The 20,736-nt window shown below is 37.5% G+C and carries 21 protein-coding genes; 17 read left to right on the top strand and 4 right to left on the bottom strand.

Translation table 11 applies throughout. From position 1 onward, the window contains the following. The first annotated feature begins 89 nt into the window (after window positions 1–89). Window positions 90–1,538 (top strand): metalloprotease TldD, encoded by a 1,449-nt coding sequence (gene tldD / locus HNR69_RS04545; RefSeq protein WP_075293661.1) that lies wholly within the window; start codon window positions 90–92, stop codon window positions 1,536–1,538. A 59-nt stretch (window positions 1,539–1,597) separates the two neighbouring features. Further along, the gene (locus HNR69_RS04540; protein WP_232451456.1) at window positions 1,598–3,199 is read left to right on the top strand and encodes a methyltransferase regulatory domain-containing protein; all 1,602 of its coding nucleotides are present in this window, start codon (window positions 1,598–1,600) and stop codon (window positions 3,197–3,199) included. Window positions 3,200–3,279: 80 nt separating this feature from the next. On the opposite strand, the gene suhB is transcribed toward HNR69_RS04540, so the two are convergent. Beyond that, window positions 3,280–4,086, bottom strand: coding sequence for an inositol-1-monophosphatase (gene suhB / locus HNR69_RS04535; RefSeq protein ID WP_075293660.1), 807 nt, complete (start codon window positions 4,084–4,086; stop codon window positions 3,280–3,282). Between the two features lie 171 nt (window positions 4,087–4,257). Here suhB and trmJ point away from each other — a divergent pair, with 171 nt between their 5' ends. The 9 genes from trmJ to gshAB all read left to right on the top strand — a co-directional run bounded on the left by trmJ (window position 4,258) and on the right by gshAB (window position 12,885). Continuing rightward, entirely contained in the window at window positions 4,258–4,998 is a 741-nt protein-coding gene (gene trmJ / locus HNR69_RS04530; protein WP_011608433.1) for a tRNA (cytosine(32)/uridine(32)-2'-O)-methyltransferase TrmJ, read from the top strand. A gap of 53 nt (window positions 4,999–5,051) precedes the next feature. Continuing rightward, complete coding sequence (iscR, locus tag HNR69_RS04525) at window positions 5,052–5,459, top strand: Fe-S cluster assembly transcriptional regulator IscR (RefSeq protein ID WP_012340669.1); 408 nt, start codon at window positions 5,052–5,054, stop codon at window positions 5,457–5,459. Between the two features lie 78 nt (window positions 5,460–5,537). Next, window positions 5,538–6,752, top strand: coding sequence for an IscS subfamily cysteine desulfurase (locus HNR69_RS04520; RefSeq protein WP_012340679.1), 1,215 nt, complete (start codon window positions 5,538–5,540; stop codon window positions 6,750–6,752). Window positions 6,753–6,828: 76 nt separating this feature from the next. Further along, window positions 6,829–7,212 (top strand): Fe-S cluster assembly scaffold IscU, encoded by a 384-nt coding sequence (gene iscU, locus HNR69_RS04515; RefSeq protein WP_011608436.1) that lies wholly within the window; start codon window positions 6,829–6,831, stop codon window positions 7,210–7,212. Window positions 7,213–7,377: 165 nt separating this feature from the next. After that, a complete protein-coding gene (iscA, locus tag HNR69_RS04510; protein ID WP_075293659.1) occupies window positions 7,378–7,701 on the top strand; it encodes an iron-sulfur cluster assembly protein IscA in 324 nt (107 codons plus the stop codon). 12 nt (window positions 7,702–7,713) lie between these two features. Next, window positions 7,714–8,232, top strand: a complete 519-nt coding sequence (gene hscB, locus HNR69_RS04505; RefSeq protein ID WP_011608438.1) for a Fe-S protein assembly co-chaperone HscB — start codon at window positions 7,714–7,716, stop codon at window positions 8,230–8,232. Between the two features lie 41 nt (window positions 8,233–8,273). Then, window positions 8,274–10,124 carry a Fe-S protein assembly chaperone HscA gene (hscA, locus tag HNR69_RS04500; RefSeq protein ID WP_075293658.1) on the top strand — a complete coding sequence of 617 codons (1,851 nt, stop codon included), beginning with the start codon at window positions 8,274–8,276 and terminating at the stop codon, window positions 10,122–10,124. Window positions 10,125–10,135: 11 nt separating this feature from the next. Further along, window positions 10,136–10,477, top strand: coding sequence for an ISC system 2Fe-2S type ferredoxin (gene fdx, locus HNR69_RS04495; RefSeq protein ID WP_011608440.1), 342 nt, complete (start codon window positions 10,136–10,138; stop codon window positions 10,475–10,477). A 134-nt stretch (window positions 10,478–10,611) separates the two neighbouring features. Continuing rightward, window positions 10,612–12,885 carry a bifunctional glutamate--cysteine ligase GshA/glutathione synthetase GshB gene (gshAB, locus tag HNR69_RS04490; RefSeq protein WP_075293657.1) on the top strand — a complete coding sequence of 758 codons (2,274 nt, stop codon included), beginning with the start codon at window positions 10,612–10,614 and terminating at the stop codon, window positions 12,883–12,885. Window positions 12,886–13,052: 167 nt separating this feature from the next. On the opposite strand, the gene deoD is transcribed toward gshAB, so the two are convergent. Together deoD and HNR69_RS04480 are read right to left on the bottom strand one after the other, a co-directional pair. Next, on the bottom strand, window positions 13,053–13,769 hold the full coding sequence (deoD, locus tag HNR69_RS04485) for a purine-nucleoside phosphorylase (RefSeq protein ID WP_075293656.1): 717 nt from the start codon (window positions 13,767–13,769) through the stop codon (window positions 13,053–13,055). 132 nt (window positions 13,770–13,901) lie between these two features. Next, complete coding sequence (locus HNR69_RS04480; protein ID WP_011608443.1) at window positions 13,902–15,161, bottom strand: NupC/NupG family nucleoside CNT transporter; 1,260 nt, start codon at window positions 15,159–15,161, stop codon at window positions 13,902–13,904. A gap of 175 nt (window positions 15,162–15,336) precedes the next feature. Between HNR69_RS04480 and yczE the strand changes: the two genes are divergently transcribed. From yczE to rplS, 6 genes are all read left to right on the top strand, one after another. Further along, window positions 15,337–15,981, top strand: a complete 645-nt coding sequence (gene yczE, locus HNR69_RS04475; protein ID WP_012340758.1) for a membrane protein YczE — start codon at window positions 15,337–15,339, stop codon at window positions 15,979–15,981. Window positions 15,982–16,057: 76 nt separating this feature from the next. Beyond that, entirely contained in the window at window positions 16,058–17,626 is a 1,569-nt protein-coding gene (locus tag HNR69_RS04470; protein WP_075293655.1) for a glycosyltransferase family 2 protein, read from the top strand. A gap of 180 nt (window positions 17,627–17,806) precedes the next feature. Then, window positions 17,807–18,055 (top strand): 30S ribosomal protein S16, encoded by a 249-nt coding sequence (gene rpsP / locus HNR69_RS04465; protein ID WP_011608447.1) that lies wholly within the window; start codon window positions 17,807–17,809, stop codon window positions 18,053–18,055. A 26-nt stretch (window positions 18,056–18,081) separates the two neighbouring features. Next, window positions 18,082–18,609 (top strand): ribosome maturation factor RimM, encoded by a 528-nt coding sequence (gene rimM, locus HNR69_RS04460; protein ID WP_011608448.1) that lies wholly within the window; start codon window positions 18,082–18,084, stop codon window positions 18,607–18,609. Window positions 18,610–18,662: 53 nt separating this feature from the next. Further along, window positions 18,663–19,400, top strand: coding sequence for a tRNA (guanosine(37)-N1)-methyltransferase TrmD (trmD, locus tag HNR69_RS04455; protein WP_011608449.1), 738 nt, complete (start codon window positions 18,663–18,665; stop codon window positions 19,398–19,400). A 35-nt stretch (window positions 19,401–19,435) separates the two neighbouring features. Continuing rightward, window positions 19,436–19,786, top strand: a complete 351-nt coding sequence (gene rplS / locus HNR69_RS04450) for a 50S ribosomal protein L19 (protein WP_011608450.1) — start codon at window positions 19,436–19,438, stop codon at window positions 19,784–19,786. Between the two features lie 134 nt (window positions 19,787–19,920). Here the strand turns inward: rplS and HNR69_RS04445 are convergent, their stop codons facing one another. Then, the gene (locus HNR69_RS04445) at window positions 19,921–20,712 is read right to left on the bottom strand and encodes an alpha/beta hydrolase (RefSeq protein WP_041605193.1); all 792 of its coding nucleotides are present in this window, start codon (window positions 20,710–20,712) and stop codon (window positions 19,921–19,923) included. Window positions 20,713–20,736: the final 24 nt, after the last annotated feature.

The raw sequence follows: 20,736 nt of genomic DNA, 5'->3' as shown, positions 1-20,736 counted from the left end.
GTATCGTCTCTATTTAAAAGAGAGAATTAGGGCTGTATTTAAAGTTCTTTGTAAGAACTAATATTGTTAAGGTAGGACAAAAAAACAAGATGTTAAACAAAGTACAAGAATCTATACTTGCTCCAAATAATTTAGAACCGGATAATTTAAAAAATACATTTGATATGTTGTCTCATCGCCAGATTGATTATGCAGATTTGTATTTTCAGCTCAGTCAAGATGAAAATTGGGTGTTGGAAGACGGTATTATCAAAGAAGGCGGTTTTCATATTGACCGTGGCGTTGGTGTGCGTGCGGTAACTGGCGAGAAAACAGGATTTGCTTATTCCGATCAGATTGATTTGGTCAGTTTACAGCAATGTGCCAATGCAGTAAAAGGAATTGCTTTGCCAAATCAAGGTAATATTATTAAACCGATTGGTTTTAAAGCTGTAAATGCGGTTACTCGTTATCCTGCAGTAAATCCGTTAAATAGTTTGAATAAAGAGCAAAAAATTGAATTATTACATTTAGTAGACCGTACCGCTCGTGCATATAGCCCTTATGTGACAAAAGTTGTAGCGAATTTAACCGCTCTTTATGAAGAAATTTTAGTTGTGGCAACAGATGGTACGTTAGCAGCTGATGTTCGACCGTTAATTCGTTTATCTATTTTTGTGATGGCGGAAAAAGCGGGAAAAAGAGAACAAGGAAGTGCGGGCGTTGGGGCGAGAGTAGGACTTGATTGGTTCTTTGAGCCTTATAAGGGCGAACAACGTGCGATTTATTTTGCGAAAGAAGCAGCACGTCAAGCATTGGTGAATTTAGACGCTATTGAAGCACCTGCCGGCTTGATGCCGGTAGTGTTGGGCGCCGGTTGGCCGGGTGTATTATTACACGAAGCTGTGGGGCATGGATTAGAGGGTGATTTTAACCGTAAAGGAAGCTCATTGTTTACAGGAAAAATTGGGGAATTAGTCACTTCTCCATTATGCACTATTGTTGATGACGGCACTCTACCGAATCGCAGAGGCTCGTTGACAATAGATGATGAGGGCGTGCCAAGTCAATGTAATGTATTGATTAAAGACGGTGTCTTGCAGGGTTATATGCAAGATAAAATGAACGCTCGCTTAATGGGTGTGAAACCGACCGGAAATGGGCGTCGTGAATCTTATGCTCATTTGCCTATGCCAAGAATGACTAATACTTATATGTTAGCGGGGCAAAGTAAGTTTGAAGATTTAATTGCTTCGGTCGATTATGGCATTTTTGCACCGCACTTTGGTGGTGGGCAAGTGGATATCGTCTCCGGAAAATTTACTTTTTCCATGTCGGAAGCCTATTTAATTGAAAAAGGCAGAATAACCAAGCCTATTAAAGGTGCAACTATGATCGGACAAGGAATTGAAGTGATGCAACAAGTATCTATGGTAGCCGATAATATGGAAATAGACCATGGCATAGGTGTTTGTGGTAAAGATGGACAAAGTGTTCCGGTTGGCGTTGGTCAACCGGCTTGTAAGATAGAGCAAATTACCGTGGGCGGAACCGCTTAATTAAACTATGGTGAATTTGTGATTTGTTAGATAATTAATTTTTATAGAGAATATAGACAGTGACTGAAACGACTCAATCAAATTTGCAATTGGCTCAAGCATATAACGAACTACCTTATACTTCTAAAGTTTTTGCTGCTTGTCAACCTACTCGTTTACATGCTTTAGCTAAGATTAAAGGGCTTTTACCCCCCCCCTTAGAAACAGCTAAGGTGCTGGAAATCGGTTGTTCTTTTGGCGGCAATTTATTGCCCTTTGCTATTCGACACCCTAATAGCCAGTTAGTCGGTATTGATTTATCTGAATACCAAATTAATATCGGTCAGCAAATGATGGAACAGGTCGGCGTGAAAAACGTAGAGTTGGTTGCTGCTGACATTAGCCAAGTGAGCTTTAATATTAAGTTTGACTATATTATTTGTCATGGTGTTTTTAGCTGGGTGCCGGAAGCGGTACGCCATGCAATTTTAAAAACCATCCAAGAGTATTTATCTCCCAACGGTATTGCTCATATTAGCTATAATACCTACCCAGGCTGGAAAATTCGAGATGTCGCTAAAGAGCTGATGTGTTTTGGAAGCAATCCGAATTTAAGCAGTTTGGAGCGTATAGACCAATCTTTTGAGTTATTAAAATTTACCTCTTCCATTTTGCAACGAAAGAATGCTGACTTATATAAAGTATTATCGCATTCATTTCAAGAAATACCTGATAAAGATAAATTTTACGTGGCTCATGAATACTTTGAGGATTTTAACCAACCTTTCTATTTCAGGGAATTTATCAGCAAACTTGAGGCATACCATTTAGCCTATTTAACCGATAGTTCTTTTCCCGCTATTTATTCTGATATTCATTTTGAAAATGATGAGTATGAGAAAGTATGTGCCTATTTTGACTACCGCTTGGAAGCCGTAGAGCAATTTATTGATTTCCTGAATAACCGTTCTTTTAGACACAGCATTATTACCCATCAACAAAATTTGGCGGACAAAGGGATTACCAATAATATCAGTCAATACAATCATTGCCATCATTTCTATGATATCTATTTCAGAACAGATGTGCGTTATAGCCCTGCGACTGATGATAAGGAAGCGCATTGGCAGTTGCTGGACATAGGTGCGGAAATTTCGGATACCCCATTAAATAATTTATTATGTACTTATCTTCAAGAGCATAACAATCCTTGTAAAATTGGCGATATTTGTGAGTATGCCAAAAAATTCCCCGAATATGACGAAACTGAACTTTACAAATTAATTCTTTCTATTATTTATTCTAATCATGTTTATTTATGTTTTGAGCCAGAGACATCGACCGGCTATGACAGCAAACCCAAATTGTTTGAGCCGTACCGAAGATTGATTGAGTTGGTCAGACATAATCCCAATGTTACCGGCTTGTCCAATCGATACTATCAGGTACTCAACTTAGATTTCTTGCCGCAATATATCGCACAATTTCTCGATGGCACCAGAACAGTCAAGGATTTAATCAAACAATTGCGAGAGGACATTGAAAACAATACCATTGTCCTTCATGATGAAAACGGCAATGAACTTTCGAATAAAAAGATTAAAGATAAAGACCTCAAAGAAGTGATTGTTCGGCAATTGGACGCACTCAAGGAGTACGGTTATTTCACGGAATATAAATAGTACTGTGTAAATTGTCCAATCGTGAGATAGTGTAGGGAGCGTATTTAATATTGCATTGAATACGCTCTATTTGTTTAAATTTAAACTTTAAAATCAGGTGCTAAACAAGGTTGGATTTTATTGAGTATTTCTTTTACAAGACGTGGTGTTGCTGCAACGATATGACTGTCAGTGAAATATTTATGACCACCGTAGAAATCACATACTAAACCACCAGCTTCACGTAAAATCAGATCACCTGCCGTAATATCCCAAGGTTTAACGCCCATTTCAAAATAACCGTCAACACGATTAGCCGCAACATAGCAAAGATCAAGTGCGGCAGAACCTGCACGACGAAAATCAGCAACATTTTCAGCAAGGTTACTCATCATAGCAAATTGGGTTGGCATGAGAGAGGGTTTTTTGAATGGAAATCCGGTTGCCAAAATTGCACCTTGAAGGTCACGTTTACTGCTATCAACACGTAAACGTAATTCATTAATTTTCGCACCTTCACCACGCACAGCGGTGAATAATTCATTGCGAATAGGATCATAAACCACGCCTATTTCAGTGCGACCTTTTACACGGACAGCGATAGATACAGCAAAGTGCGGTAAGCCTTTGACAAAGTTTGTCGTACCATCTAGTGGATCTATTACCCATTGAATATCGTTGTTTTGTCCTTCGTGAGCACCGCTTTCCTCAGTAATAATTGTATGCTCGGGATAAGATTTGCGAACAACCTCGATAATTGCTGCTTCTGAGGCTTTATCAATATTCGTAACAAAATCATTTATACCCTTTTGCATTGTTTGAATTTCATCGCGGCGTTCATAACCTTTAACAATTATATTACCCGCTTTTCGTGCCGCACGAATAGCGATATTTAACATTGGATTCATCTCTTTCCACCAGATTTCAAAGAACACATGGGGTGGGATTATAGTGAATTTTGCCTATAAAAGCGAGTAGATTTTAGGTTTCCTAACGGTTTTTTAGGGATCAAATAACTTTTCGTAAATTATAGGGGCTATGCTAAAATACCCACAATTTTAAGTAAGGTAAAAGTCTTAATGTTGGAAAATATCAAAATTGTTTTAGTTGAAACTTCTCACAGTGGCAACATTGGTTCTGCTGCTCGTGCAATGAAAACAATGGGACTAAATCAATTATGTTTAGTTGCACCCAAACAGGGAATTGATGAACAGGCTGTTGCGTTAGCTGCGGGTGCTGAAGATGTGGTAAAAAGTGCGGTAGTGGCGGACAGTTTTTCTCAAGCTGTAGCGGACTGTTCTCTTATTATTGGCACAAGTGCAAGGTTAAGACATTTACAAAGTACCTTAATTGAACCGAGAGAATGTGCTGAAAAAGTCATACAAAGTTTGTCATCTCAAAAAGTAGCCATTGTTTTTGGGCGTGAACGAGTTGGACTGACAAATGATGAATTATTAAAATGCCATTATCATTTAACTATTCCGGCTAATCCTGAATATTCTTCATTAAATCTGGCTATGGCAGTGCAATTAATCAGCTATGAACTTAGACTAGCTTGGCTTGCCTCGTTAAAAGAACTGAAACAACCGTTTTCTGTGATAGCAAATAACTATCCGACATTTCAAGAATTAGAGCATTTTTTTGCACATACCGAACAACTCTATCAACAACTTGGTTTTATTCAAAATCAAGGGGTTATGAAAAAATTAAGACGTTTATATCAGCGTGTTCAACTTGAAAAAAATGAGTTGAATATTTTGCGTGGTATGTTAAGTGCGGTAGAAAAGCGAATTAATTGCAAAAAATTAGAAGTTGACTAATTTAGTAGGATTAGTAATATATCCGCTCAATGTGGATCTAAAGGATATTGAGAATGAAATTAACATCAAAAGGGCGGTATGCGGTAACAGCTATTTTGGATATTGCGTTAAATGCTGAGCTTGGACCTGTTAGTTTAGCGGATATCTCTGAACGACAGCATATTTCCCTTTCTTATTTAGAACAGCTTTTTGCTAAATTACGCCGTGGTGGTTTAGTGAAAAGTGTGCGTGGTCCTGGTGGCGGGTATCAGTTAGGATTATCTACTGATCAGATCTCCATTGGCATGGTAATTAACGCAGTTAATGAAAATATTAACGTTACAAAATGTTTGGGGAATGGCGATTGTCAGGGGGGAGTAAAATGCTTAACTCATTCTTTGTGGGAAGAATTGAGTGTACGAATTGAAAATTTCTTAAATGAAATAACGATTGCAGAATTAGTTGCAAAACAAGCCAAGTGAAATGAGCAGTACACGTTTGAGATAGTGATAAAACCGGCTAAAAGTGCGGTACAAGAAAAGATTTTTTAGGAGAGAGTAATGAAATTACCTATTTATTTAGATTATGCGGCAACTTGCCCTGTGGATGAACGTGTAGTGAAGAAAATGATGGAGTTTTTAAGCATTGATGGAAATTTTGGAAACCCGGCATCTCGCTCACATAAATTTGGTTGGCAGGCTGAAGAAGCGGTTGATGTTGCTCGCAATCATATTGCTGATTTAATCGGTGCGGACAGTCGTGAGATTGTTTTTACTTCTGGTGCAACAGAAGCGGACAACCTTGCATTGAAAGGAGTGATGCGTTTCTATCAAACTAAAGGGAAACATCTTATTACCTGTAAAACTGAACATAAAGCGATCTTAGACACTTGTCGCCAGCTTGAACGTGAAGGGTTTGAAGTGACTTATTTAGATCCCAAATCAGATGGTTTGATAGATTTAGAGGAATTAAAATCCGTTATTCGTGATGACACGGTTTTGGTTTCTATAATGCACGCCAATAATGAGATTGGTGTAGTACAGGATATTGCTAAAATTGGTGAAATTTGCCGTGAACGTAAGGTATTATTTCACACCGATGCAACTCAATCCGTCGGTAAATTGCCCATTAATTTGAGTGAATTAAAAGTAGATTTACTTTCTATGTCCAGTCATAAATTATATGGACCTAAAGGTATAGGTGCTTTATATGTTTGCCGTAAACCACGAGTTCGTTTGGAGGCAATTATTCATGGCGGCGGTCATGAGCGTGGTATGCGTTCAGGAACCTTACCTGTACATCAGATTGTGGGCATGGGTGAAGCATATCGTATTGCTAAAGAAGAAATGGCAACAGAAATGCCACGCTTAACCGCTTTGCGTGATCGTTTATATAACGGCTTAAAAGATATTGAAGAAACCTATGTAAACGGTTCAATGGAACAACGTTTAGGTAATAATTTAAATATTAGTTTTAATTACGTTGAAGGTGAAAGTTTAATGATGGCGTTACGAGATATTGCGGTATCTTCCGGTTCTGCCTGTACATCGGCAAGTCTCGAGCCTTCTTATGTTTTGCGTGCCTTAGGGTTAAATGACGAATTGGCACATAGCTCAATTCGTTTTACTGTGGGGCGTTATACTACGGAAGAAGAAATTGATTATTCTATCGGTTTAGTTAAAAGTGCGGTGAAAAAGTTACGTGATTTATCTCCACTTTGGGATATGTTCAAAGAGGGTATTGATTTAAACAGTATTGAATGGACTCATCATTAATAGAAGAGTTTAGCAGTTTGTTGGGTAGGTTTATCGCTTACCCATTTTAAGAAATGAGAAAAAATAGGAACGAAAAATGGCATATAGCGAAAAATTACTTGATCATTATGAAAATCCTCGTAATGTAGGTTCGTTTGATAAAAAAGATCCGACAGTCGGTAGCGGTATGGTTGGTGCACCTGCTTGTGGTGATGTCATGCAATTACAAATTAAAGTAAATGATGAAGGTATCATTGAAGATGCTAAATTTAAAACGTATGGTTGTGGTTCGGCAATTGCGTCAAGTTCCTTAATCACTGAATGGGTGAAAGGTAAATCTTTAGATGAAGCCCAAGCGATTAAGAATAGCCAAATTGCTGAAGAGTTGGAATTGCCGCCGGTTAAAGTGCATTGCTCAATTCTTGCAGAAGATGCGATTAAAGCTGCAATTGCTGATTATAAAGCGAAAAAAGCTGAATAGCTAAAGAAGATTAAAGGAGTAATGAGGTGCATATAATTTTAATATTAAGCCACATTATTCCTTTTGTGTTTAGTTCCCTTTAGTTGGATTTATGTTTAGATAGGTAGTTAAATTTCTAGCAGTTATAATGAGTTGAGAATTAACTATATTGATTAAGGAGAATAAATGAGTATCACCTTAACACAAGCAGCTGCAAACCGAGTTCGTACTTTTTTAGAAAAAAGAGGAAAAGGAATAGGTTTACGTTTAGGGATTAAAACGTCAGGTTGCTCAGGCTTAGCTTATATTTTAGAGTTCGTTGATGTTTTAAATGAAGATGATGAGGTTTTCGAGCAAGATGGCGTTAAGGTGATTGTGGATCATAAGAGCTTAGTCTATTTAGACGGGACTCAACTGGATTTTGTCAAAGAGGGACTAAATGAAGGCTTTAAATTTAGTAATCCGAATGTAAAAGATGAATGTGGTTGTGGTGAAAGTTTCAACGTATAGGCAGGCATATATATGATAAATCCATTTGCGTTATTTGATTTGGAAATTGATTTTAATCTTGATCAACAAATACTCTCACAGCGTTATTTAACGCTACAAAAATCTTTGCATCCTGATAATTTTGCTCATAGATCTGCCCAAGAACAACGTTTAGCACTGCAAAAATCTGCTGAAATTAATGATGCTTTACAAATACTGAAAGATCCTATCAGTCGTGCTGATAGTATAATCAATTTGCATCTTGGTGAACAAAATATAGAGCAAAAAACTAATCAAGATATGATGTTTTTGATGCAGCAAATGGAATGGCGAGAACGGTTGGAGCAAGTTGAGCAACAACAAAATATGGATAAGTTATTACACTTCTCGCAAGAGGTCGAGTGTGTACAACGTGATATTTTAGCGGAGCTACAAGAATTTCTGGCACAACAAAATTGGCAACAAGCTCAATTGCTAAATGATCGTTTACGTTTTATTAAAAAATTATTTGTTGAAATTGAACGGGTTGAAGAACAGTTAGCTGGTTTTTAGCTCAGTAATTTATTTAGAAAGTTATGACGAGATAATAGAGTATGGCATTACTTCAAATTGCGGAGCCAGGGCAAAGTGCGGCACCGCACCAACATAAATTAGCTGTAGGTATTGATTTGGGGACAACAAACTCTTTGGTTGCAGCTGTACGTAGTGGAAGTAGTGAAGTTTTGCGGGACGAACAGGATCGCTTGCTTATTCCATCGATAGTTCATTTAACAGAAGATCAAGTGATTGTGGGGTATGAGGCAGGTCAACTTGCCAGTCAAGATCCGCAAAATACCATTATTTCCGTGAAGCGTTTAATTGGACGTAGTTGTACTGATGTACAGCAACGTTATCCTAATTTGCCTTATCAATTTAGTGCAACTGAAAATGGCTTACCTCTATTAAAGACAAGAAGGGGATTATTAAGTCCGGTAGAAATTTCAGCCGAAATTTTGAAAAAATTGACCGCACTTGCTGAGCAACGTTTGGGTGGAGAATTAACTGGTGCAGTGATTACTGTTCCTGCTTATTTTGATGATGCTCAACGACAAAGTACCAAAGATGCTGCAAAGTTAGCAGGTTTAAAGGTATTGCGTTTACTTAATGAGCCAACCGCTGCTGCTATCGCTTATGGTTTGGATAGTGGACAAGAAGGTGTGATTGCTGTTTATGATTTAGGCGGCGGTACTTTTGATGTGTCCATTTTACGCTTATCTAAAGGTGTGTTTGAAGTGCTTGCTACCGGAGGTGACACCGCACTTGGTGGTGATGATTTTGATCATTTATTAGCGGAGTGGATTGTAAAAAAATCAACAATCGCACCTCAAAATGATCGTGAAAAACGTCAACTTATTGAAGTCGCAAACCAAGTCAAAGTTGCTTTGACTACGAACGATAAATGTTTGATTTCCTATGCAGAGCAAAATTTGGAAATTATGCGTGATGAATTTAATTCTCTGATTTCAGGTTTAGTCAAACGTTCATTATTAGCTTGTCGTCGGACGCTAAAGGATGCCAATTTAACTCCATCAGATATATTGGAAGTAGTGATGGTGGGTGGTTCAACGCGTATTCCTTATGTTAGAGAACAAGTTGGTGAGTTTTTCCAATGTACACCGCTGACTTCTATTGACCCTGATAAAGTGGTGGCATTAGGTGCAGCTATTCAGGCGGATATTTTAGTAGGAAATAAGCCTGATAGTGAAATGTTATTGCTCGATGTGATTCCATTGTCATTAGGTATTGAAACTATGGGAGGCTTGGTTGAGAAGATTATTCCTCGTAATACTACTATTCCGGTAGCAAGAGCACAGGAATTTACTACATTCAAAGATGGGCAAACAGCTATGTCGGTGCATGTGTTACAAGGTGAACGTGAAATGGTTACTGATTGTCGCTCTTTGGCTCGTTTTACTTTACGAGGTATTCCGGCTATGGTGGCAGGTGCAGCACGTATTCGAGTCACTTATCAAGTTGATGCTGATGGGTTATTAAGTGTTACTGCAGTGGAAAAATCAACAGGAGTACAAGCATCAACTCAAGTAAAACCTTCCTATGGTTTAACTGATGATGAAATTGCTCATATGCTAAAATCCTCAATGGAGCATGCTAAAGAAGATATTCAAACTCGTTTACTAACAGAACAGCGTGTTGATGCTACCAGAGTCATTGAAAGTGTTTATTCGGCATTACAGCAAGATGAAGATCTTTTAGATGATAATGAATTAAGTGCGGTTAAAAATGCCTTAGTTTCATTACAAAAATTGATTCAAGAAGAAGATAGCCTTGCTATTAAGCAAGGGATAAAAATGCTTGATCAAGCAACGCAAGAATTTGCCTCTCGCCGTATGGATAAATCTATTCGTCGAGCATTAAGCGGGCAACATATTGAACATATTAAATAAAGGAAAGTAGAATGCCCAAAATTGTTTTTTTACCTCATCAAGATTTTTGTCCCGAAGGAATGGTTGTTGATGCTGCACCGGGAGAAAATCTATTAGACGTTGCACATAATGCAGGCGTGGAAATTCATCATGCCTGTGATGGCTCTTGTGCTTGTACCACTTGCCATGTTGTTATTCGAGAGGGATTTGACAGTTTAAATGAGACAACAGAACAAGAAGAAGATATGTTAGATAAGGCTTGGGGCTTAGAAATGGATAGCCGTCTTTCTTGTCAATGTGTGGTCGGAGAGGAAGATCTTGTAGTAGAAATTCCACGTTATAATTTGAATCATGCTAATGAAGCGGCTCATTGATCCATTTATATCAAGGTGCATTTAGCACCTTAATTATTATGCTCAAATTATATAAGTTATATCCAATTATTCTCTGCTTTTTGAGCGAAAATTCAGTAATATACAGGCTTTATTCTCAAGTAAAGGGGATATAAATGAAAATCCAACATTTAATTAAGCAACATCAACTTGGCTTATTGTTTCAACAAGGCTCCTTTGGTTTAGAAAAAGAAAGCCAACGAGTTTATCAAGACGGTTCGGTAGTAACAACCGAACACCCTAAATGTTTTGGTAACAGATCTTACCATCCCTACATTCAAACTGATTTTGCGGAAAGTCAGCTCGAATTGATCACGCCTCCCAATAAAAATTTAGAAGATAGTTTAAGATGGTTATCCGCTATTCATGAAGTTGTTTTGCGTTCTTTGCCTGAGGATGAATTTATTTTTCCGTTGAGTATGCCGGCAGGATTGCCTTCAGATGAATTGATAAAAGTCGCTCAATTGGATAACCCTGAAGATGTGGCATATCGTGAACATTTAGTTCAGTCTTATGGAAAAAATAAACAAATGGTCAGTGGAATCCATTATAACTTTCAGTTGGATCCAGCACTTATTCAAACCTTATTTAATTTACAACAAGAACAAAAAAGTGCGGTAGATTTTCAGAATAATTTATACTTGAAAATGGCGAAAAATTTTCTTCGCTATCAATGGGTTCTATTGTACTTATTATCAGCGACACCAACAGTAGAGAGTAATTATTTTAAAGGTAGTTCGCCATTAGGAAAAGGTGAATATGTTCGCAGTTTACGTTCAAGCAAATATGGTTATGTGAATGATCCTGAGGTCATTGTTTCTTTTGATAGTTTAGAACAATATGCAGAAAGTCTGGAGCATTGGGTTAAAAGCGGAAAACTGATAGCAGAGAAAGAATTTTATTCCAATGTGCGTTTACGAGGTGCGAAAAAGGCGAGAGATTTAATTCAAAATGGGATTAAATATTTAGAATTTCGCTTGTTTGATCTCAATCCTTTCGAGCAATATGGTATGAGCCTTGCGGATGCAAGATTTATTCATCATTTTGTACTATTGATGATTTGGCTTGATGAAATGCCAGATCAACAAGGTGTTGAACTGGGGCGTAGCCGTCTAGCGGAAGTAGCTCTAGAAAATCCGTTGGCACAAACTGCCTATCGAGAAGAAGGTGAGTGGTTACTTAATCAGTTAATCAGTATGTTGCAAAGTATCGGAGCAGACCAAAGTGCGGTGAGTTTTGTCCGAGAAAAATTAGCTCAATTTGCTGATCCCGGGTTGACGTTATGTGGTCGTTTAGTCCAAGAAATTGAGCAGAAAGGCGGTTATCAAAAATTAGGTGCGATGTTCGCCAGACAATATAAAGCAAAGGCTTTTGAGCGTTTTTATGCTTTAACCGCTTTTGATAACATGGAGCTTTCAACTCAAGCCTTAATGTTTGATTTAATTCAGCAAGGTATTAGCGTTGAGATCTTGGATGAACGAGATCAGTTTTTACGCTTACAATTTGGCGAACATGTTGAATATGTCAAAAATGGTAATATGACTTCGAAAGATAGCTATATTTCTCCTCTTATTATGGAAAATAAAGTGGTTACGAAAAAAGTATTGGAAAAGGCGGGGTTTAATGTTCCACAGAGTCAGGAGTTTACTTCAGTTAAACAAGCGATAGCCGGTTATAGCCTGTTTGAAAAAAGAGCGGTCGTTATTAAACCTAAATCTACTAACTATGGCTTGGGGATTACAATTTTTCAGCAAGGTGTGAATAATAGAGAAGATTTTGCCAAGGCAGTGGAAATTGCGTTCCGTGAAGATAAAGAAATTATGGTGGAGGATTATTTAGTTGGTACTGAATACCGCTTCTTTGTGTTAGGTGAGGAAACGCTGGCAGTTTTATTACGTGTTCCGGCAAATATAGTAGGCGATGGCATTCATACTGTGGCTGAATTGGTAGCTCAAAAAAATACGCATCCATTGCGTGGTGATGGTAGTCGTACGCCATTGAAAAAAATTGCATTAGGCGATATTGAGCAATTGCAGTTGAAAGAGCAAGGTTTGACTGTTGAGAGTATTCCAGCTAAAGATCAAATTGTTCAGTTGCGGGCAAATTCTAATATTAGTACAGGCGGTGACAGCATTGATATAACTGATGAAATGCATTTGAGTTATAAACAACTGGCGGTGGGGATTGCAAAAGCTATGGGGGCTGCTGTGTGCGGTGTGGATCTGATTATTTCCGATTTGAAAGAACCGGCACAGCCTGATTTAAGTTCTTGGGGCGTAATTGAAGCGAATTTTAATCCAATGATGATGATGCACATCTTCCCTTATGCCGGACAATCTAGAAGATTAACAAGAAATGTGATTAACATGTTGTTTCCGGAAGTAAAGTAAATAATGTTTTTCGTAAAATAGGCGGTTTTTAGACTGTTAATGATAAGGGCTGGTAGTTTACCGAGAAATTTGATTTGCTGGTGTAATGGAAAAATGGTTGCTAATAATATATTTTTGACGTTATTAGCAACGATTTTGTCTATTATGCTACTGCTTATGGTAAGCAATTATAGTGAGTCCCCCAACAAAACAGATTCTAATGCAATTTCGATCATTTCATTGAAAGTTAATTGTCGCTCTTCTGCACTGGTTTGTTCATGCGTACGGATATGATCAGAAACAGTACAGATTGTTAAGGCTTTGGCTTTAAATTCAGCTGCTACACCATAAATGCCGGCAGCCTCCATTTCCACACCTAAAATGCCATATTTTTCCATGACATCAAACATTTCCAGGTCTGGTGTATAAAATAAGTCGGCGGAAAACAAGTTACCTACTTTTACATCAATTCCTTTATTTTTTGCAGCCTGTACGGCTGCTTGTGCCATGCCAAAATCCGCAATGGCAGCGAAATCGTTATCTTTGAAGCGAATACGATTTACTTTTGAGTCGGTACAAGCACCAAGACCAATAATGACATCACGAATTTTGACATCCATGTTGACTGCACCACAAGAACCGACACGAATAATTTTTTTTACGCCATATTCTGTGATCAATTCTTTGGCATAAATGGAGCAAGACGGAATACCCATTCCATGTCCCATCACTGATATTTTTCGTCCTTTGTAAGTACCTGTATAGCCGAGCATATTACGGATATTTGTTACCTCTTGTGCATTTTCTAAAAAGGTTTCTGCAATATATTTTGCACGTAATGGATCTCCCGGCATTAAAACAACATCGGCAAATGCACCGGCTGGTGCGTTAATATGTGGCGTCATAAATGTGTCCTTTTGTTGATTAAAATATTATTTTTCCTTAAAGCAATAAAGCAATCGTTTTCTTTTACCTAAAATGAACACACCACGAAAGGTCATGGTGTGAAATATGGATGACGGAATTGAACCGCACTTTTACAGTGCGGCACCGCTTAATCCAATAAATAGACCTGCAATTGTTGCACTCATTAAGTTTGCTAATGAACCGGCAATTACCGCTTTAATACCTAAGCGAGCAATATCACCACGACGATTTGGTGCCATTGCCCCTAAGCCACCGATTAAAATTGCAATAGAGCTAAAGTTTGCAAATCCACAGAGGGCAAAAGTAATAATTGCTTTAGTTTTATCACTTAATTGCACCGCTGCATCAGCTGCAAGGTATGGTACAAAATCTAAATAACCAACAAATTCATTAATTGCTAATTTGGTTCCAATCATACGACCGGCAATTTCCGCTTCTTCCCAAGGAACCCCAATAATGAAGGCTAACGGCTTGAAAACCCAACCAAAGATCATGCCAAGAGAAAGTCCTTCTTGACCAATCCAGTTTCCGATAGTGCCAAGAATTCCGTTAAGTAATGCAATTAAAGCCACAAATGCGATCAACATCGCACCCACATTTAAGGCAAGTTGCATACCAGATGATGCACCTCCGGCGGCAGCATCAAGAATATTTGTTGGTTTTTCTTGTTGTATTTGTTCGAAATTATCATTAAATTTTTCAGTTTGTGGGATAAGAATTTTAGCAAATAACAATCCGGCTGGAGCAGCCATAAATGAAGCTGCGATTAGATAGGTTAGAGGTACACCCATTCCGGCATATCCAGCCATGACTGAACCAGCGATAGAGGCTAAACCACCGCACATTACTGCAAACAGCTCTGATTCTGTCATTTTGCTAATATAAGGTTTAATGACTAAGGGGGCTTCTGTTTGTCCCACGAAGATATTGGCTGCTGCCGACATAGACTCGGATTTTGATGTGCCTAATGCTTTTTGTAATGCTCCGCCGATGATTTTAATCAGCCATTGCATTACACCGATATAGTAAAGTAGGGAGATTAATGCGGAGAAGAAAACAATATTTGGAAGGACGTTGATAACGAAAACAAAACCGGCTGAGCCCATAGAACCATCGGCTTGTGGCGCTAACCCATTAAATAGAAAACGGATCCCTTCATTACCATAATTGATGACTGATTGTACTGCTCCTGCAACGCTTTGTAGTGCCTGACGACCAACGGGAACATAAAGAATAAATGCACCAAATAAAAATTGAATTAATAGTGCACCTAGCACTGTACGATAATTAATCGCCTTACGATTATTAGATAAAAGAAAGGCTATTAATAATAAAGCGAAGATACCGATAATGCTAATCAGAGAACTCATAATGTGAATATCCTTATAGGTGTGTTAAAAATGCACGTATTCTACTCGGTTTTATATAAAAAATCTTGTACTTTCTAAGTGAGTTATGGCTTTTTTAAATTTATAAATATTCTTTGTTTTGGATTAAATTTAATTTCGATTATGATTAACACAACGCAACTGTTGGGTCGTAATAATGAAAAAATTTAATGAGCTTCCTCAAACCCCTTGGGCTGCCAAATCTTTGTGGGAAATAGAAACAAAGTCGCTATTGGTACTATGTTTTTCACTTTCCTTGCTCGGTATTGGTGATGGATTGTTGGTTTTATCCAATTTAGGCTCTGCACCTTGGACAGTTTTGTCTCAAGGCATTGCTTTACAAGCACAATTTAGTGTTGGCTGGGCATCATTTATAGTAAGTATCTTAGTAATGTTAATGTGGATTCCGTTAAGATTAAAAGTTGGTTTTGGAACAATTCTGAATGTTGTTCTGATCGCATTATTTCTTGGTTTAAGTATATTTTATATTTCTCCGCCGAGTTCCCTTTTAGCAAGGTTTTGCTATCTTATAACGGGTATTATTTTTTTTGGTATCGGAACCGCATTTTATTTGACTTGCCATCAAGGGGCAGGACCTCGAGATGGATTAATGGTTGGGTTATGTCATCGCTTTAAATTAAGAATAGGAATAGTCCGTACTCTTATGGAGGTTTCTGTTTGTTTTTTGGGTTTTTTGCTAGGCGGAACAGTAGGAATTGGTACACTATTATTTGCTACCAGTATTGGTTGGATTATTCAATTAGGGGTTTATTTTATTATGAAACTTAACAAGTCGGTCTAAGAAATATGGCATTATTGCCAGTCTTAATTTTAAAGCATATAATCTTTGCCATTTTATTCTATATCTAAATAAACCTATGATGAGATTACCAATCAGCGTCACAATGCTTGTGAAAAATGCCGAGAAATATTTGGCAAAAAGCCTTAGTTCTTTGAAAGATTTCCCTGAAATTATTGTGTTAGATAATGGATCAACAGATCGATCTATTGAAATTGCAAAACAATTTACTAATGTCAAAATTTATCATTCACCTTTCATTGGTTTTGGACCGATGAAAAATTTAGTTGCAACTTATGCAAGTTATGATTGGATTCTAAATATTGATAGCGACGAAATTTTACAACCCCAGCTTATTCAAGAGATTTCTCAGCTTAATTTCGATGAACCCCGCAAAGTTTACGCATTGTTAAGAATTAATCATTACCGTGGAAAGCCAATAAAAACTTGTGGTTGGTATCCCGACTTTGTGAAACGTTTATATAATAAAAAGTTGGTAAAATTTGATGACAAGCGAGTGCATGAGGCATTAGAGATTGCAGATGATATACAGGTAGTTCGCTTAAAGCATGAATTTAATCATTATTCTTTTGATAGTAGTGAGATGTTGATTAATAAAATGCAACATTACACCGCTCTTTTTGCGGAACAACAAAAATATAGAAAGAAAAGTAGTGTATTGTCAGCAATTGCTCATGGAATAGTTGCATTTTTCAAAAGTTATATATTAAAGAGGGGGATTTTATCGGGAGGCGATGGTTTTATTATTTCTTTTGCCAACGCCAGCGGTTCTTACTATAAATATATTAAATTAATGGAAGCTAATCAGAGTTTAACAACTGCTTTAATTATAACAACTTATAATCGCCCAGATGCCTTAGAGGCTGTGTTAGTATCCGTATTAGCACAGAGCCTTTTGCCGAATGAAGTAATTATCGCTGATGACGGCTCAACAGAAGATACCAAAGAACTTATTCAAAAATATCAAGCAATTTTTCCTATTCCACTTAAACATGTTTGGCAACCGGATACGGGCTTTCGTGCAGCTGAGTCGCGTAATAGAGCATTGTCTGTTGTGGAATCGGAGTATGTGATAACTATTGATGGGGATATGGTTTTACATCCTCAATTTATTTCTGATCACCGTAAAGCGGCAGAAAAGAATGTATTTGTGGGGGGGGGAAGAATATTGCTCACTAAGGATAAAACGACCGCACTTTTACAATCATCAGAACAATATTCCTCTTTTAAATGGTATGAAAAAGGGCTTGAAACTCGTTTTGAAAAACGTTTAATGGCGTTGCATATTCCTTTCTTGTCTGAATTTATCCAAAGAACTAAAAGAGTGCATTATTACAAGGGTGTAAGAAGTTGCAATATGGCATTCTTTTTATCTGATGCTTTAGAAATTAATGGTTTTAATAATGATTTTGTTGGTTGGGGGCGTGAGGATAGCGAATTTGTTGCTCGCTTTTTTAATAATGGAGGAAAAAGAAAAAACATCAAGTTTGCAGCGATTGCATATCACTTGTGGCATCCTGAAGAAGATAGAGAAGCCTTGCCAGTTAATGATGAATTACTTAAACGAGCAATTGAAGATAAATTGGTTTTTTGTTCAAATGGATTGAACCAAATTAAATTGGATTAAATATTATTCTTTATATTTTTGTAACGCACTTTTCAGTAGGGAGATGTAAATAAACTTGCTTTTTAGCTAAAAAAGAGTACAATCTTCAGGCTTTTTGTCTATATATACAGAGAAAAAAGTAAGCATTCCCACTCTTTTGATGTGGGTTTTCTTTTAGTTTAAATTAGTTAGAGGAAGGTTATGGTAACCATTCGTTTATCTCGTGGCGGTTCTAAAAAACGCCCGTTTTATCAAATCGTAGTAGCTGACAGTCGTTCACCTCGTGATGGTCGTTTCATTGAACGTGTTGGTTTTTTCAATCCGTTAGCATCAGGTAATGTTGAACGTGTTCGAATCAATTTAGATCGTGTGAATCATTGGATTGGTAATGGTGCATCTTTATCTGATCGTGTTGCTAGCTTAGTTAAAGAGGCTCAAAAGGCAGCTTAATTTTAGCGATTTTATAGGTGAATGAAATGGAACAACAAAGAATAGAAGTCGTTGGAAAATTAGGTTCAACATACGGAATTCGTGGTTGGTTGCGTCTTTATTCATCAACAGAACAAGCTGAAAGTATCTTTGATTACCAACCTTGGTTTTTAAAAATCAAGGGGCAATGGCAACCAATTGAATTGGAAAGCTGGAAATTTCATAATCACGAGTTAATTGTTAAATTAAAAGGCATTAATGAGCGTGAGGTCGCACAAACTCTGGCAAATGTTGAAATCGGAGTAAATTTATCCGTTTTTCCTCTATTAGATGAGGGGGATTTTTATTGGCATGATTTAATCGGTTGTCAAGTTGTGAATCTACAAGGTTATGCAATGGGTGTTGTGTCTGAAATGATGGAAACCGGTGCCAATGATGTGTTGGTTGTGCGTGCAAGTACAAAAGATGCTTTTGGTAAAAAAGAGCGGTTGATTCCGTTCTTATATGAACAAGTAGTTAAAAGAGTGGATCTCAGTTCTAAAACTATTGAAGTTGACTGGGATGCTGGTTTCTAACCTCAGGTAATCTGTAACGCTTTGGCAGTAACATAAACACAGAAGGTAAGTAAATGTGGATCGGGATTATTAGTCTATTTCCTGAAATGTTCAAAGCTATTACGGAATACGGAGTAACAGGACGAGCAGTTAGGCAAAACCTGCTGGAGATACAATATTGGAATCCGAGAGATTTCACCTTTGATAAACATAAAACGGTAGATGATCGCCCTTATGGTGGAGGACCGGGAATGTTAATGATGGTGCAACCTTTGCGTGATGCCATTCATTGTGCAAAGTCTGTGGCAGGTGATGGTGTGAAAGTGATTTATCTTTCGCCTCAAGGACGTAAACTGGATCAAAATGGTGTTCAAGAGCTTGCCAGAAATCAAAAAATGATTTTTGTTTGCGGGCGTTATGAAGGCATTGATGAACGATTGATTGAAACTGAAATTGATGAAGAATGGTCAATCGGAGATTATGTTCTTACCGGTGGGGAATTGCCGGCGATGACGTTGATTGATGCAGTCGCAAGATTTGTTCCCTGTGTTTTGGGTAAACAAGCCTCTGCACAAGAAGATTCTTTTGCAGAAGGGCTATTAGATTGCCCACATTACACAAGACCGGAACAATTAAACGGTTTAACTGTACCTCCTGTATTGATGTCTGGTAATCATGAGGAAATTCGTAAGTGGAGATTAAAGCAGTCTTTGCAACGAACATGGTTAAGACGACCTGAGCTATTGGAAAGCCTAGCTCTGACTGACGAACAAAGTAAGCTGTTATCGCAGATTAAACAAGAAAACAGTTAATCAGTTAAATCTAGGATCTAAGAAGGATTACTACAATGAGTAATATCATTAAACAAATTGAACAAGAACAATTAAAACAAAACGTACCTAGCTTCCGTCCAGGGGATACTTTAGAAGTTAAAGTATGGGTAGTGGAAGGAAGTAAACGTCGTTTACAAGCATTCGAAGGTGTGGTTATTGCAATTCGTCACCGTGGGTTACATAGTGCTTTCACTTTACGTAAAATATCTAACGGCGTAGGTGTTGAGCGTGTATTCCAAACACATTCACCAATTATCGACAGTATTACTGTTAAACGTAAAGGTGCGGTACGTAAAGCCAAACTTTACTATTTACGTGAGCGTTCAGGTAAGTCTGCTCGTATTAAAGAGCGTCTTGGTAATTAGTTTATTAGACTTATATAAACAACCCCTTGGATACTCCAAGGGGTTTATTTATAGAAAGATTGGCACGTTTTGACCTTAAATCATAAAATCCAACCATTAATAGAACATTAAGTAATATGATGAATGCGCACATATTACAATAATGCAAAATGCAAAAATTCCACAAAATGATCTGCCCAGTGTTTTTCATGGTGAATTTCATTTGCCATCATTCGTAAGCGAATGTTATCTAATGGATGACCTGTGCGTAATAAGGCTTGGTAATAATGGAGTGTGCAATCAATATAGGCTTGGTTCATATTTGAAATAAATAATGAATCAACATCATCTCCTTCTTTAGTGCCTACTTGAATAAAGACTTTACTATTTTTATCAATTGGATTGTGGTGGATAAAATGCAGAAAATCTTTTTCACTAAACCAAGATGCGAGAGAAAAAACACCTAAATGTCCAAAAATTTGTGGATATGCTGACCCCATATAGGCAGTGATAATTCCTCCCATGGAACTGCCGGCAAGCAAAGTATGTTCTTTTTGTGGTTTAGTGCGGTAATGTTGATCAATGAATGGTTTAACGATCTCAACTACCCATTTGCCGTATTCCATACCTTTCCCACCGCACTTTTTAATTTCCGGTGACGAGCCTACGTCAGTACGCCAAGGTCCATATTCATCAAGACGATCTACACCTGAATTATCTATGCCAACAATAATAATTTTAGGAAATTCTTTATGGTGTTTAATGGTTGGAATAATTTTCCAAGAGTAACCTGAGTAAGATTCTTTACTATAAAAAATATTTTGTCCGTCATGCATATAGAGTACTGCATAACTATCCCACGTATCTGTGTAATAATCTTTTGGCAATAACACTCGAATACGACGAGTGCGGTTATAGTAGGGGACGTAAAGAAAATGTTCTTCCATTTTTAAATAATAATTAGTATTTTT

The sequence above is a fragment of the Histophilus somni genome (assembly GCF_014202395.1).
Lineage (GTDB): Bacteria > Pseudomonadota > Gammaproteobacteria > Enterobacterales > Pasteurellaceae > Histophilus > Histophilus somni.
The sequence above is the reverse complement of the archived record's forward strand: the minus strand, read 5'-3'. Positions and strand labels throughout refer to the sequence as shown.

What these genes read in the sequence shown, in the direction of transcription:
- tldD (WP_075293661.1), top strand. Translation starts at nt 90, where the DNA reads ATGTTAAACAAAGTACAAGAATCTATACTTGCTCCAAATAATTTAGAA.
- suhB (WP_075293660.1), bottom strand. Translation starts at nt 4,086, where the DNA reads ATGAATCCAATGTTAAATATCGCTATTCGTGCGGCACGAAAAGCGGGT.
- trmJ (WP_011608433.1), top strand. Translation starts at nt 4,258, where the DNA reads ATGTTGGAAAATATCAAAATTGTTTTAGTTGAAACTTCTCACAGTGGC.
- iscR (WP_012340669.1), top strand. Translation starts at nt 5,052, where the DNA reads ATGAAATTAACATCAAAAGGGCGGTATGCGGTAACAGCTATTTTGGAT.
- HNR69_RS04520 (WP_012340679.1), top strand. Translation starts at nt 5,538, where the DNA reads ATGAAATTACCTATTTATTTAGATTATGCGGCAACTTGCCCTGTGGAT.
- iscU (WP_011608436.1), top strand. Translation starts at nt 6,829, where the DNA reads ATGGCATATAGCGAAAAATTACTTGATCATTATGAAAATCCTCGTAAT.
- iscA (WP_075293659.1), top strand. Translation starts at nt 7,378, where the DNA reads ATGAGTATCACCTTAACACAAGCAGCTGCAAACCGAGTTCGTACTTTT.
- hscB (WP_011608438.1), top strand. Translation starts at nt 7,714, where the DNA reads ATGATAAATCCATTTGCGTTATTTGATTTGGAAATTGATTTTAATCTT.
- hscA (WP_075293658.1), top strand. Translation starts at nt 8,274, where the DNA reads ATGGCATTACTTCAAATTGCGGAGCCAGGGCAAAGTGCGGCACCGCAC.
- fdx (WP_011608440.1), top strand. Translation starts at nt 10,136, where the DNA reads ATGCCCAAAATTGTTTTTTTACCTCATCAAGATTTTTGTCCCGAAGGA.
- gshAB (WP_075293657.1), top strand. Translation starts at nt 10,612, where the DNA reads ATGAAAATCCAACATTTAATTAAGCAACATCAACTTGGCTTATTGTTT.
- deoD (WP_075293656.1), bottom strand. Translation starts at nt 13,769, where the DNA reads ATGACGCCACATATTAACGCACCAGCCGGTGCATTTGCCGATGTTGTT.
- HNR69_RS04480 (WP_011608443.1), bottom strand. Translation starts at nt 15,161, where the DNA reads ATGAGTTCTCTGATTAGCATTATCGGTATCTTCGCTTTATTATTAATA.
- yczE (WP_012340758.1), top strand. Translation starts at nt 15,337, where the DNA reads ATGAAAAAATTTAATGAGCTTCCTCAAACCCCTTGGGCTGCCAAATCT.
- HNR69_RS04470 (WP_075293655.1), top strand. Translation starts at nt 16,058, where the DNA reads ATGATGAGATTACCAATCAGCGTCACAATGCTTGTGAAAAATGCCGAG.
- rpsP (WP_011608447.1), top strand. Translation starts at nt 17,807, where the DNA reads ATGGTAACCATTCGTTTATCTCGTGGCGGTTCTAAAAAACGCCCGTTT.
- rimM (WP_011608448.1), top strand. Translation starts at nt 18,082, where the DNA reads ATGGAACAACAAAGAATAGAAGTCGTTGGAAAATTAGGTTCAACATAC.
- trmD (WP_011608449.1), top strand. Translation starts at nt 18,663, where the DNA reads ATGTGGATCGGGATTATTAGTCTATTTCCTGAAATGTTCAAAGCTATT.
- rplS (WP_011608450.1), top strand. Translation starts at nt 19,436, where the DNA reads ATGAGTAATATCATTAAACAAATTGAACAAGAACAATTAAAACAAAAC.
- HNR69_RS04445 (WP_041605193.1), bottom strand. Translation starts at nt 20,712, where the DNA reads ATGGAAGAACATTTTCTTTACGTCCCCTACTATAACCGCACTCGTCGT.